12 protein-coding genes, 1 tRNA gene and 1 other RNA gene are annotated in these 12,163 nt (G+C 68.9%); 8 read left to right on the forward strand and 6 right to left on the reverse strand.

Annotated elements, in window-relative coordinates; all coding sequences use genetic code 11:
- Positions 1-12: 12 nt before the first annotated feature.
- Both IM776_RS03975 and IM776_RS03980 read left to right on the forward strand, forming a co-directional pair.
- Entirely contained in the window at positions 13-657 is a 645-nt protein-coding gene (locus IM776_RS03975; RefSeq protein ID WP_194421734.1) for a phosphatase PAP2 family protein, read from the forward strand.
- Between the two features lie 21 nt (positions 658-678).
- Positions 679-1,275: a GNAT family N-acetyltransferase gene (locus IM776_RS03980; RefSeq protein ID WP_194421735.1), complete on the forward strand. Its 597-nt coding sequence runs from the start codon at positions 679-681 to the stop codon at positions 1,273-1,275.
- Between the two features lie 112 nt (positions 1,276-1,387).
- Here IM776_RS03980 and IM776_RS03985 read toward each other — a convergent pair.
- Positions 1,388-1,475 (reverse strand) — tRNA-Ser (locus IM776_RS03985).
- Between the two features lie 88 nt (positions 1,476-1,563).
- On the opposite strand from IM776_RS03985, the gene IM776_RS03990 reads away from it, so the two are divergent.
- The 3 genes from IM776_RS03990 to IM776_RS04000 are packed head-to-tail and all read left to right on the forward strand — an operon-like array spanning position 1,564 to position 4,601.
- A complete protein-coding gene (locus tag IM776_RS03990; RefSeq protein WP_194421736.1) occupies positions 1,564-2,805 on the forward strand; it encodes an LCP family protein in 1,242 nt (413 codons plus the stop codon).
- Between the two features lie 23 nt (positions 2,806-2,828).
- Positions 2,829-3,725, forward strand: a complete 897-nt coding sequence (gene trhO / locus IM776_RS03995; RefSeq protein WP_194421737.1) for an oxygen-dependent tRNA uridine(34) hydroxylase TrhO — start codon at positions 2,829-2,831, stop codon at positions 3,723-3,725.
- A 15-nt stretch (positions 3,726-3,740) separates the two neighbouring features.
- On the forward strand, positions 3,741-4,601 hold the full coding sequence (locus IM776_RS04000; RefSeq protein WP_194421738.1) for a hypothetical protein: 861 nt from the start codon (positions 3,741-3,743) through the stop codon (positions 4,599-4,601).
- A 186-nt stretch (positions 4,602-4,787) separates the two neighbouring features.
- On the opposite strand, the gene IM776_RS04005 is transcribed toward IM776_RS04000, so the two are convergent.
- From IM776_RS04005 to IM776_RS04025, 5 genes are read right to left on the reverse strand one after another with little or no spacing between them, the layout of a single operon-like run.
- A complete protein-coding gene (locus IM776_RS04005) occupies positions 4,788-5,774 on the reverse strand; it encodes a hypothetical protein (RefSeq protein ID WP_194421739.1) in 987 nt (328 codons plus the stop codon).
- Between the two features lie 4 nt (positions 5,775-5,778).
- Entirely contained in the window at positions 5,779-6,288 is a 510-nt protein-coding gene (locus IM776_RS04010; protein ID WP_194421740.1) for a DUF1990 family protein, read from the reverse strand.
- Entirely contained in the window at positions 6,285-8,507 is a 2,223-nt protein-coding gene (locus IM776_RS04015; protein ID WP_194421741.1) for a transglutaminase TgpA family protein, read from the reverse strand. Before IM776_RS04015 ends, IM776_RS04010 begins: the two co-directional genes overlap by 4 nt.
- Positions 8,494-9,693 (reverse strand): DUF58 domain-containing protein, encoded by a 1,200-nt coding sequence (locus tag IM776_RS04020; protein ID WP_194421742.1) that lies wholly within the window; start codon positions 9,691-9,693, stop codon positions 8,494-8,496. Before IM776_RS04020 ends, IM776_RS04015 begins: the two co-directional genes overlap by 14 nt.
- Before the next feature lie 4 nt (positions 9,694-9,697).
- A complete protein-coding gene (locus IM776_RS04025) occupies positions 9,698-10,675 on the reverse strand; it encodes an AAA family ATPase (protein ID WP_194421743.1) in 978 nt (325 codons plus the stop codon).
- A gap of 110 nt (positions 10,676-10,785) precedes the next feature.
- Between IM776_RS04025 and ffs the strand changes: the two genes are divergently transcribed.
- The 3 genes from ffs (at position 10,786) to IM776_RS04040 (ending at position 12,152) form a co-directional block, all read left to right on the forward strand.
- An RNA gene (gene ffs, locus IM776_RS04030) (signal recognition particle sRNA small type) lies at positions 10,786-10,881 on the forward strand.
- Between the two features lie 63 nt (positions 10,882-10,944).
- On the forward strand, positions 10,945-11,553 hold the full coding sequence (locus tag IM776_RS04035) for a rhomboid family intramembrane serine protease (RefSeq protein WP_228479906.1): 609 nt from the start codon (positions 10,945-10,947) through the stop codon (positions 11,551-11,553).
- Positions 11,550-12,152 (forward strand): hypothetical protein, encoded by a 603-nt coding sequence (locus tag IM776_RS04040; protein ID WP_194421744.1) that lies wholly within the window; start codon positions 11,550-11,552, stop codon positions 12,150-12,152. Before IM776_RS04035 ends, IM776_RS04040 begins: the two co-directional genes overlap by 4 nt.
- Positions 12,153-12,163 lie beyond the last annotated feature (11 nt).

Raw genomic sequence — 12,163 nt, forward strand, 5'->3', positions numbered from 1 at the left:
CACAATAGCCGGATGACGCGTCCGGTGCTGCTGTGGTGGGGGATCGGTGCGATCCTCGCCGCCATGGCTCTCGGCGCGGCGTTGACCGCGGAGGGACCGGACATCCCGTCGGCGATCGACGCGTGGTGGAACTCGCTGATGGACGGCATCAGGTCGCCGTTCTTCGTCGGGTTCGGCTCAGCGCTCGATCGAGTCGGCGGGAGCAGGATCGCGACGATCGTCGGTCTCGTCGCCGTCGCGGTGCTGCTGATCGTGCGTCGATGGCGCGCCGCGGTCTTCGTGGCGGTCTCGCTGCTGGCCAGCGTTCTGGTGGTGCAGTTGCTGAAGGGTCTGTTCGGCAGGACGCGGCCGGAGGACATCCTCGTCGACTCGGACTTCGGTTCATTCCCCAGCGGGCATACGGCGAATGCGACGACGTTCGCCGTACTGGCGGTGATGCTCTTCCCGCGCCTGTGGGTGTGGCTGGTGGCCGGGCTGTGGATCGTCTGCATGGCCTTCTCGCGCACGGTGCTGTCCGCCCACTGGCTGAGCGACACCGTCGGCGGCATGCTGATCGGAGCAGGTGTGACGCTGGTGGTGGGCGGGCTGCTGCTCGACTGGGTGCGATCGACGAGCAGCAGCCCGCCACGTACCGCTGACGACGCGTCGTCGGCTTGAGGCAGAAATGAGGAGTGTGCAGTGATCGGCATTCGCCAGTACCGTGTCGAGGATCGACCGGCGATATTCGAGGTGTGCCTCAAGACCGCTGACGCCGGCCAGGACGCCACCGGACTGTTCTCCGACGATGAGCTCTGGGGGCTCGTCTTCGCGGTGCCCTACGTCGAACGGCATCCCGATCTGGCTTGGATCGTCGAAGCAGACGATGGCCGGGTGATCGGCTACATCGTCGCCACCGACGAAACGGATGCCTTCGAGAAGTGGTTCCGAGATGAGTGGTGGCCGCAGTTCGCCGATCGCTTCCCGCGGTCGGTCACTCCGCAGACGCGCGAAGAGAAGATCGTCGAGTACGCGTATGCACGTGGGCCGGGACGCGAGCCGAGCGCAGCGGAGTATCCCGCGCACCTGCATATCGACCTGCTGCCCGAGACGCAGGGGCAGGGGCTGGGCCGACGGCTCATCGAGACGCTCTTCGCCGAACTGCGCAGGCGGGGGGTGCGGGGCCTGCACCTCGGCATGGACCCTGCGAACACCGGCGCCGCGAGCTTCTACGAGCGGATCGGGATGCACCGGCTGCCGGTCGAGCCAGGCTCGCTTGCCTACGGCATCCGGTTGTAGTTCTCTCAGGTCGCAGAAGTTGCCGCTCACATCGCTGCGAAGCGGCGTTTTCTGCGACCCGGAGCGGCCGGGAACGACTGAAGGCCCCGCTTTCGCGAGGCCTTCAGTCATCTGGCGGTGACGGCGGGATTCGAACCCGCGGTTGCTTGCACAACACACGCTTTCCAAGCGTGCTCCTTCGGCCGCTCGGACACGTCACCAGGAAACAACCTCAACAGTCTATCCGATCGTGCGCACCGCCCGTGCCGCTGCCAGGTGACGGCGACATCGCACGATTAGGCTGACCTCATGAAGCGGGAATCAGCGCCGAACGTGCGCGCCAGACACGGTCGCGAACGGTCGCGATCCCGCGCACGGCGGGTGCTCGGCTGGATCGCGATCGGCCTTGGCACCGTTCTCGTCGCCATCCTCGGCGTCGCCGTATGGCTGTTCCTCGACCTGAGCGCGATCTACAGCGAGGATGCCGTCGAGCTGCAGAGCGAGACGGAGGCTCCGCCCGAGTTCACCGAGCTCGAGGGCAGCGCGAACATCGTCATCGCGGGCACCGACAACTGCGAGCCCGAGTACGCCGATCTGTTCGGCGACCGCTGCTCGGATGCCGAGGAGGGCGTCCGCAGCGACGTCCTCATGCTGGTTCACATCTCGGAGCAGCCCCGCCGTGTGACAGTCGTGAGCTTTCCGCGAGATCTTCTGGTCGACATCCCGTCCTGCACGGACGCCGACGGCAACGAGACGCCGGAGATGTACGGGCAGATGATCAACTCCGCCTTCAGCGCAGGCGGGCTGGCCTGTTCTGTGCAGACGGTCGAAGAGCTCACCGGCGTCGACGTCGGGTACGCCGCGTCCATCAACTGGGGCGGCGTCATCGACGTCACCAACGCGATCGGCGGCGTTCCGGTCTGTCTCGCCACGCCGATGAAGGATGCCGACTCCGGCATCGACCTCCCCGCAGGCACCCATGAGCTGCAGGGAGCGGAGGCACTCGCCTTCCTGCGCGCCCGCTACTCGACAGAGGACGGCAGCGACACCGCGCGCATCGGCAACCAGCAGTTGTACATGTCGAGCCTGGTGCGCAAGGTCACCAGCGAAAAGGTGCTGACCGATCCCGTGGTCCTGTTGCCGCTGGCGCGGACCATCGTGTCGGCGGTCGATCCCAGCACCAGCCTCACCGATCCCGTCACGCTCGTGCGGATGGGCCTTGCGCTCAAGGACATCCCGGTCAGCGACTACGTGTTCGTGCAGTACCCGGCTGTGACCTCGGAAGTCGACGCCAACCGCCTCGAACCACTCACGGATGCGGCGGCCACCCTGTTCGAGGCGTTGGAGGCGAACGAGCCGCTGACTCTCACTCCGGAGGACGACGGCAACTCTGAGACACCCGCGCCGGAGGCGCCCGAATCAGAGGCTCCCGCACCGGAGACGACGGCGCCGGCGACGCCGACGCCCGGGGAAGGCACAGTGACCCTGCCGAGCGACGTCACGGGGACCACCGGCGACGACGAGGGGTGTGCGACGGGGCGCGTCTACTGAGCCGACTCGCCTAAAATCTCAGGGTGAGCACCCCCAAGATCGTTCTGTTCTACGCTTTCGTGCCCCTCGACGACCCCGAGGCGATCCGGGTGTGGCAGCGCGACCTGGGTGAGGCGCTCGGTCTGCGCGGGCGCCTGATCATCTCGAAGCACGGCATCAACGGCACGCTCGGCGGTGACCTGCCCGTGCTGAAGAAGTGGGCCAGGTCGTTCCGCTCGTACGCGGCGTTCAAGGACTCTGACATCAAGTGGAGCGAGGGCACGGGTCTGGATGCGGACGGCCGAAGCCTGGACTTTCCGAAGCTCAGCGTGAAGGTGCGCGACGAGATCGTCTCGTTCGGTGCTCCCGGCGAGCTCCGCGTCGATGAGAACGGCGTCGTCGGGGGCGGCATCCGCCTCACTCCCGAGTCGCTGCACGAGCTCGTCGAGTCGCGCGAGGACGTCGTCTTCTTCGACGGACGCAACGCGCTCGAGGCCGAGATCGGCCGGTTCAAGGATGCCGTCGTGCCCGACACCGAGACGACGCGCGATTTCGTGCAGCTGCTCGACTCGGGCGCCTACGACGACCTCAAGGGCAAGCCCGTGGTCACCTACTGCACCGGCGGCATCCGCTGCGAGGTGCTCTCCAGCCTGATGGTCTCGCGCGGTTTCGGCGAGGTGTACCAGCTCGACGGCGGCATCGTCCGTTACGGCGAGAAGTACGGCGACGACGGACTGTGGGAGGGGTCGCTGTACGTGTTCGACAAACGCGGCTCGGTCGACTTCAGCGATCACGCCACCGTCGTGGGGGAGTGCGCCGGATGCGGTGGGCCGACGAACCGCACCGCGAACTGCCCTGATGCCTCGTGCCGTCGTCAGTTCGTCGTCTGCGACGCGTGCGACGCCGTGGCCTGCGATGAGCACGCCGCGGCGGCAGTCTGATGGTTGGATGATCCGATGAGAATCGCCCCGCGCCGGATCGCCGGCCTGACCGGCCTGGCGGCAGTGAGCATGCTGCTGGCGGGGTGCGCGACACCGGCAGGTGAGCCCGGCGCCACGCCGGCGTCGATGGATGAGCTGTGCGCAGAGCCGCTGGTGCTCACGTGCGAAACCGGCGGCGGCACGACCATCATTGTGGTGCCCGGTGATGCCGCAGACGAGCGCGTGACGGAGTTCGCGCACAGGCTGTACGACTCCGATGCCGCAGCCTCGGGCGGTGACATCATCCTTCGCGGAGAGCACAGCGACCCGCGGGTTCTCGACCCGGAGGTCTCGCCACCGCCGAAGTGGGAGCTCACGGTGCACCCAGGCGAACCCGAGCAGTTCGAAGCGGCGCTGTCGGGCACGCTCGCGGCGGCGGCCGTTCCCGGTGCGGTCGGCGTCTTCGCACAGGGGTGGCCGCACGTCACGGTCGAGACGCTCGACGAGTTCGATGAGGTGTTCACGCGGCTGTCGTCCATGCCGCTGTTCCGGGGCGGCGGAACCTACACGCTGCAGTCCCTCGACGAGCACCTTCGCCTCGTCCACGTCCCGAGCCGCACGGCGGACTCGGCGGTCCTCGAGATCATCGGCATCGCCCGCGACTATCCCGCCGCCGAGGTGCTGCTGGAGGCGCCCGAGAGCGGGCCGCAGTATCCGGCCCTCTACGTCTCCGGACTGACCCCGGCGCAAGCAGCAGAACTGGATGCGCGTCTCAGCGACCCGCGGCTGGCCACGGCAGACGTGGACGGATACGCGCTCGAGTACGTCCTCGGTTCCCTCGGCGAAGACGGCACGACCTACCTCGGCGGAACCTTCGGAGGCGTGCCGGCAGGTTGAATTCGGCGCGGCAGCGGTCGGTCATTGCTCGCAGCCGGCGAGAGCGATCGTGAGCGCCATGAGAGCGAGGGTCGCCGGTCCGTGTGCGCGAAGCGGGGGATTCACGGACGCAGTCGTGGGTCGAGCCTATTCGCCTCCGGTTCGTCGTCGCTCGGTCGCGCGTTCCGGAGCAGGCCCGGCACTCATCTACAGAGCGTCGCGGAGTCGGGTCAGCTCCGCGATCCGGCTCTCGAGCGACGGCGCGTTACCGGCGCGCAGCTCGCGCAGTGGGGAGTCGTAGATCGATTGCGCTCCGTCCTCGCCGCAATCCAGGAGCTGGGTGATTCGGGTCACCGCTTCGCGGTCCGTTTCTGCCGTCGCGATCGCCTCGGCGATTCTGGTCAGCGATGCTCCCGCGGTGATCATCGCACGCGTCTGCGTGATCTGAGCGTCGATCATCCGACGGCGTTCTGTCGGTTGCAGGCTGTGGCGGGGCGATAGGGCGCGATGCCGGGCGATCTGCTCGGCAGACACGTCCAGCCGCAGTGGTCTGTCAGTCCGCAGATCGAGTCCGGTGAGGATGGCGTGGAGGTCATGCTCACCGGGTTCGAGCGTCGCCCAGGTGGCTGAATTGACCGTGACCGGCACTCGAGCGTAGTCGCCGGGATCAAGCGGGACGGCACGGTGCCCGCCGCTGCTGGCCCAGCCGAAGCTGAACGCGGTCACCCCCGGCTCGGTGAAGACTCCGACGGCCTGGAACCCGTCGCCATCCGGGATCCATCGTGAGTGGCCGGCGTTCACGATATCGATGAAGAAGTCATCGGCGACCTGGCGCGTCGTCATCGTCTCCGGCCAGCGCAGCATCAGTCCGCGGCGCCGTTCGGAACGGCTCGCACGCAGGGGCATCACATCGGGATGCACGCGAATCATCGCATCGGCCGCTCTGGTCTGCACATACGCAACGCGCCAGCTCTTGTTCTCAAGATCCGTCGGCGCTCCGAGCAGGATCGAGCCCGCCGAATGGTGGTGCTTGACCACGCGCCAACGGTCGACCGGCGCACCCTGCGCCGACTGCTCGTCGATCTGCACTCCGAGTTCTTCAGCGAGCGCAGCAAGGTCGGCTCCGTCCGCAGCGAGTGCTTCACGATCGACATCGGCGTCACCGAGCTGAGGAGACTCGTCAGTGGGTTCCACGCCTTCATCCTTCCATCTCGTCGGTGGATGGCCGGTTCGCGGACAACGCACGCAGGTAGCGGCGTCGAGCGATGACCTGGGCGATGCGCAGGACGGGATACAGCGCTCGCCACGGTTGCCGTTCGGCGGGCCTGGTCAGTGACCTGACGGTGAACGTCACGTTGTCGCGGTCGCGGGTCACGATGAACGCCTCTTCTCCGGCTACGGGGTGACCGGGGAGGGTGCGGTAGGAGAACCCGACGCGCGCGTCGGTGTCGACCACGGCGACGACTTCGACCGGCTCGCGGACCGTGATGCCCAGCATCCGCGCCGTGATGGTGAGCCGGTCGCCGGCCCGCACCGGTCCCGGGCGGTCGACGGCGAAGCCGCTCCGTGTCTTCACCCTCCAGCGAAGAACGTCATGGGCGGCACGCTGCCAGGCAGCTTCACCCTGGCCGACCACGGCCGACGCCTCGACGCGACGACCGAGCGACGCAGACGTCTCCGGCCACCCCGCCTGCCGAGGCGCCGTCACCTCGCCGCCGAAATGGACGTCCGCGCGGCGAACAGCGATCTCGGCACCAGAACCGCCGAGATTCGGTCGCGCCCGTCGACGCTGCGATGCAGGTCGGCGACGACCGTGCTGAGCGCCTTCGAAAGGTCGTCCGCATCCGTGCCGGACGGTGCGTAGCTCGCGCGCTCCACTGCGTCGACCAACTGCTGCACCGCGCTCGCATCCGCTCCGCGTTTGACGAGCGCCGCTCCGCGTGTGCGGGGTGTGTCGGCATCCGACGCCGGGAGCTGCAGATCGACGAGCGTCGCACGCACCTCCTGCCACGCCGCGCTCGCATCGCCGCCTCGCGCGCGCATTCTCCGTCGCATCCGCACCCCGGCGCGCACCAGCGCCGGGAGCATCAGGACGAGCACGATGCCGGCACCGACCAGCACCACGGGCGTGGGATCCAGCCGCCGCAGCGAATCGGTGCCCGCACCGGTCGAACTGCCCGGGTCCTCGTCCAGCTCCGGTCCACGCGTCGGCGCGGCAGACGGCGCTGCGGAGGGTTCAGGCGCATCGGGGCCGGTCGTGGAGCCGCCGCCGGTCGTGGTCGGCAGATAGTCGGTCGGGATTCCCAGCGATGCAGTCGGCTCGAACGGCACCCAGCCGATGCCCTCGAAGTGCACCTCCGGCCAGGCATGCAGCTGATCGCTGTCGACCGTGTAGATCGACTCGTCGCCGCGCCTCTCGTCCGTGAGCGAACCGGGCAGGTAGCCGACCACGACGCGCACCTGCATCTCGAGCGCCTGCGTCATGAGCGCGAAGGCGCCCGCGAAATGGATGCAGTACCCCGAACGCACTTGGAGGAACTCCTCGACCGCATCGACGCCCGTGCCGTCGAAAGCGCCGTCGACGGGAGCCTCCAGGGAGTACTCGAACTGTGAGCGGAACCAGTTCTGCATCGCGATGAGCCGGTCGTAGTCGGTCGACGCGTCCGCCGTGACCTCGCGGGCGGTCTCGGCGATGAAGGCCGGGACCTCGGCCCCGCCTTCCGAGGTCGCGGATGTCGCCTGGATCTGCTCCCGGGTCGGCTGGACGACCTCGGTCGTCACCGTGTAGTCCTCGTTCGCGGCATCCTGATTCAGCGAGGTGACCGTGCGGTTCGACGGCATCGCCTGCCACCCCGACGAGACGCCGACGATCTTCGTCGCCGCATACGGAACCGGCAGCCATGAGCCGGAGATGCCCGTGATGCGGATCGACGTGCGGCGCTCGACGGCCTCCACCTCGTCAGTCCAGTCAGCGTCACCGAACCCGTCGGCGACCGACTGCAGATCGCCCTCGTCGGGAACCCACGTCGTGCCGTCGAACTCCGACAGGCTCGCCACGCGCAGGTACGGCGCGGTGGTGGCGTTGGTCGCGAGCGTCATCACGGTGAACGGTGTGGGGCGCCGCAGATCCTCGCCCAGGCTCAGCGACGGATCGAGCTGGGCACTGGTGCCCGCGCCCATCCACGTCGTCGATATCGGCAGCACGGGCGTGATCGCGAGCGCCGCCGCGATCGCCGCCGCGCCGACGCTGACCGACAACCCGGCGGATGCCCGCCGGGGCTGATGATCGCTGTGCCGGATGCTGTAGCGCAGCAGGAACACAGCCAGCAGCGCGAGCATGACGAACCACGGGAGGTTCGCATCGCCCAGCGTGATGATCATCGGCAGCGAGCCGACCGCCGCGATGAGGACGATCGCCGGCAGGGCGAAACGCGCGGCGATGAGCTGATCGACCATGATCACGACGATGGCGAAGCCGATGCCGAGCATGGTGCGAAGCGCCGGGGTGTCCACGAGCGGCGCGGTCCCGAACTGCACCTGCTCCACGGCCTCGGCCGCGAGCCGCCCGACACCCGCGAACGTCGCACCTGTTGGGATGATGCCCATCAGCGCACCCTTCGGCAGCAGCATCAGCGTCAGCAGCGGAACCGCCACGACCAGCTGCGCAAGGGCGGACCATGGTCCGTCGGCGAAGCGTCCTCTGCGCAGCAGTCGTGCGAGCATCCCCGTCGCGGCGACGACCACGATGATCGCGACGGTGATCAGCGTCCAGCTACCCGGTGCGACGACCGCCGTGTAGGGCCACATCACGACCACGCCGGCGCAGACGGAGAGCAGCGCGGCGGCCAGCGTCCGATCGCGCAGTCTCAACCGGGCGGCGTAGTCGACCGCAGTGCGCGCCTCTGCGCGCGGCTCATCGCGGAACATGGCCGCCTCCGGGTGCCACGTGCCCAGACAGGGCATCCTCCCACGCCGCTGAGACGTCCTCATCGAGCTCGCCCGTCGACCACCCCAGTGCAGCCGCGGCCGTGAAAGCACCGGGCAGGGGATCGGTCGCCAGCAGGATGGGGGCACCGGCACCGCCGTGCCGCATCAAGGCGGCATCTTCTTCATCGATCCGGCCGGTGATCATCACCAGCGGCCCCGGCGGGGTCCCGTCGAGCAGGGTGACAATCTCGCGTCCTTCGCCTTGCGGATGCACCATCGCGAGCACCACGAGCAGCGAATCCCGATCGTCCTCCTGCCCGCGCAGTGCCCCGAGCACGCTGCCTGCCGAGTCGCGCACGTCGACGCTGTAGCCCTCCTGAACGAGGTGCAGCGCGACCGATGCGCACGCAGCGACGGCCGCCTCGAAACCCGGATCGACGTCGGCACCGTACGGGTCCCATCGGCGTGCTGCGCGGTCGAGGATCACGATGGCGTCCGGGCTCGCCTCCTCCTCCTCCTGCCGCACCATGAGGTCGCCGCGATGCGCGGTCGCGCGCCAGTGGATCCGCCGCATCGAATCGCCGGACACGTACAGTCGCGGCGACAGGTTGTCGCTGCCCTGTCCGAGCCTCGATGACGCCGTGTGCGCGGTGCCGCCGGCGGCACCGGTGTCGCCGCTCATCGGGGCCAGCGGCACGACCTCGGGCACCACGGTCACGGTACGGGCGTCGCCGAATTCCTGGGCGCGCTGCGCGAAGCCGAACGGATCGATCGTCCGCAGCGAGAGCGGACCGACCGGCCAGACTCCGCGCCGCACCCCGGTGATGCTGTACCGGATGTGCGTGCCGTTGTCGGTCGGGAAGTCGCCGGATGCGTCGCCGGCGACGGCGTCCGGAAGCAGATCCTCCCAAGTGCCGAAGGGCACGCGCAGCGCGCGCAGGTCGAACCGCACCGCCACCTGCGACTCCTCGCCGACGGTGAGCAGATCCGTCGAGATGCGCCGGGTGACGCCGCCGCTGCGGCGCGGCACGCGCACGACCAGCACGGCGATGATCACGAGCGCGAACAGCAGCACGGCGACGTACAGCAGGATGGGAGCGGCCAGCATGTTCGCCGCGATCACCAACGCGAGCCCCACGAGCAGCGCGACGACGCCGCGGAAGGTCAGAGGTCGTCGAGAGCTCATGGCGTCACGTACGCGCGGTGAGCGGAACCCGCACGCGCTCGACGATCTGGCGGAGCGCGGCTTCGACGGGTTGGGCTCCCGCCCTGTGGACGCCGCGCGCGGGCAGCAGCCGGTGCGCGAAGACGGGGATGATGAGCGCGGTCAGGTCATCGGGGATGACGAACTCGCGCCCGTCCAGCGCCGCCCACACCTTCGCGGCGCGGACGAGCTGCAGCGTGGCCCTGGGGCTGGCGCCCAGATGCAGGCTCGGGTCGTTGCGGGTGGCCTGGGCCAGTGCGACGGCGTACTCCTCGACAGCGGGGGAGACGTGCACGGCGCGCGCCCAGCCGATCATGCCGGTGATCGCCGCGGCATCCGCGACCGGACGGATCGCCGACAGCGGGTTCACACTGTCGCGCTGCCGCAGCATGAGGGCCTCGGCCGCGGCATCCGGGTAACCCATCGAGATGCGCATCATGAATCGGTCGCGCTGCGCCTCCGGCAGAGCGTACGTGCCCTCCATCTCGAGCGGGTTCTGCGTGGCGACGACGAGGAACGGATCGGGCAGCGGATGGGTGCGCCCGTCCACGGTGACCTGCCCCTCCTCCATGGCCTCCAGCAGCGCGGACTGCGTCTTGGGAGATGAACGGTTGATCTCGTCGGCCAGCACTATCTGCGCGAACACCGCACCCGGCTTGAACTCGAACTCGCGATCGACGGGGTTGTAGACCGATACGCCGGTGACGTCGCCCGGCAGCAGGTCGGGGGTGAATTGGATGCGGCGCACCGCGGCATCGACGCTGGCGGCCAGAGCCCGGGCGAGCATGGTCTTGCCGACCCCGGGGACATCTTCGATGAGCAGGTGGCCCTCGGCCAGCAGGCAGACCAGCGCGCTGCGGACGGCATTCTCCTTGCCGTCGATCACCTCGCCGACCGATGCCAGGATCGCTGACGTCTGCCTCGCGAACTGCTCGGCCGTGATCGCGGGTCCGGTGTCGTCCATGCGTTCCCTCTCGCCCCAGCGCGCTTCTGTGCGCGTGAATCGATCGTAACCCGCGGGGGCGACCTGCGCGCCAGCGGTTCGTCCCTGCGCCGAAGGACGGCTAGACTGTCTGAGGCTCTCCGCGTGGCAGCATCCAGGCCAATCCCCCAGGACGGAAACGTAGCAAGGGTAACCGGGCTCTGCTGGGTGCGCGGAGGGTCCTTTCTTTTCCCCGGCGCCTCTTCGGATCCCGGATCCTCCGCCACAGGTTCACCTGCGAGGATCGTGGTGTGAGCACCTCCGTCGCCTCCCAGCGCTCCAGCGCAGTGTCCCGCTTCGCGTCCCCGATCGCGCTCGTGGCTCTCATGTGGGTCATCCAGTTCGCCGATGCGATCCTCCCCGGGTCGTTCACCGGCTTCGGGCTGCGGTCCTGGGACCTCGGGAGCCTGCCGGGCGTCGTGCTCGGCCCGCTGCTGCACGCCAGCTGGGCGCACCTGATCGGGAACACCCTGCCGCTGCTCGTGCTGGGCTGCCTCGTCGCCGTCGAGGGCGCCGCGAGGTTCTGGCTCGTCACCGCCGTGGTCACGGTCGTGGGCGGTGCAGGAACCTGGCTGGTCAACGCCCCCGGCACGCTCACGGTCGGAGCCTCCGTGCTCGTCTTCGGCTACTTCGCCTACGTCGTCGTGCGCGTGTTCTCGCCACGGCCCATCGCGCACAGGCTGGTCTATGCGCTCATCGCACTGATCGTCATCGTGCTGTACGGCGGGTCGATGCTGGCCGGCATCATCGGCGTGAGCGCCGGAGTCTCCTGGCAGGCCCATCTGTTCGGCGGGGTCGGCGGCGGCATCTCCGCTCTGGTGGGCGGCCGGCGGCCGGGCGGCGGTCGGCGGGGCGCATGAGCGCCCGGTCGAAGTCGCGCAGGCGCGCGCGGCGGCGCGGCTGGCTTCCCGGCATCCTGATCGGCGTCGTCACGCTGGTGGCCCTGCTGGCCGTGCTCGTGCCGATCGCATCCTCCCGTGATCCGCTCGCGCTGTGCGTCTCCGAGCCCACGACGTTCCCGGAATCAGGGATCGATGGCTGGCAGGGCGAACAGCTGGAGAACGCCGCCGTCATCGTCCGCGCGGCGAAGGCGCAGGGATTCGCGCGCGAGGGGCAGATCATCGGGGTGATGGCGGCGATGGGGGAGAGCTCCCTGCGCAACATCGACTACGGCGACTGGGAGACCTCGGGCATCACCAATCCCGACGGCAGCAGGACCAGCAGCATCGGCCTGTTCCAGCAGCAGGACTGGTGGGGCAGCGCCGAGGAGCGCATGGACCCCGCCGCATCCGCAGGGCTGTTCTACGCCCGCCTGGCGCGGCTGAGCGGGTGGCAGGATCTCGAGCCGACGATCGCGATCCATCGCGTGCAGATCAACGCCGACCCCGAGCACTACGCCCGCTTCGAAGAGGATGCGGTCTCGGTGGTCGATGCCCTGTCGGGACCCTGCCCGTCCTAGGTGTGGGGAGA

Source organism: Microbacterium abyssi (genome assembly GCF_015277895.1).
In the GTDB taxonomy this organism is placed as follows: domain Bacteria; phylum Actinomycetota; class Actinomycetes; order Actinomycetales; family Microbacteriaceae; genus Microbacterium; species Microbacterium abyssi.

What these genes read in the sequence shown, in the direction of transcription:
- IM776_RS03990 (WP_194421736.1), top strand. Translation starts at nt 1,564, where the DNA reads ATGAAGCGGGAATCAGCGCCGAACGTGCGCGCCAGACACGGTCGCGAA.
- IM776_RS04015 (WP_194421741.1), bottom strand. Translation starts at nt 8,507, where the DNA reads ATGTTCCGCGATGAGCCGCGCGCAGAGGCGCGCACTGCGGTCGACTAC.
- IM776_RS04000 (WP_194421738.1), top strand. Translation starts at nt 3,741, where the DNA reads ATGAGAATCGCCCCGCGCCGGATCGCCGGCCTGACCGGCCTGGCGGCA.
- IM776_RS04025 (WP_194421743.1), bottom strand. Translation starts at nt 10,675, where the DNA reads ATGGACGACACCGGACCCGCGATCACGGCCGAGCAGTTCGCGAGGCAG.
- IM776_RS03975 (WP_194421734.1), top strand. Translation starts at nt 13, where the DNA reads ATGACGCGTCCGGTGCTGCTGTGGTGGGGGATCGGTGCGATCCTCGCC.
- IM776_RS04020 (WP_194421742.1), bottom strand. Translation starts at nt 9,693, where the DNA reads ATGAGCTCTCGACGACCTCTGACCTTCCGCGGCGTCGTCGCGCTGCTC.
- IM776_RS04040 (WP_194421744.1), top strand. Translation starts at nt 11,550, where the DNA reads ATGAGCGCCCGGTCGAAGTCGCGCAGGCGCGCGCGGCGGCGCGGCTGG.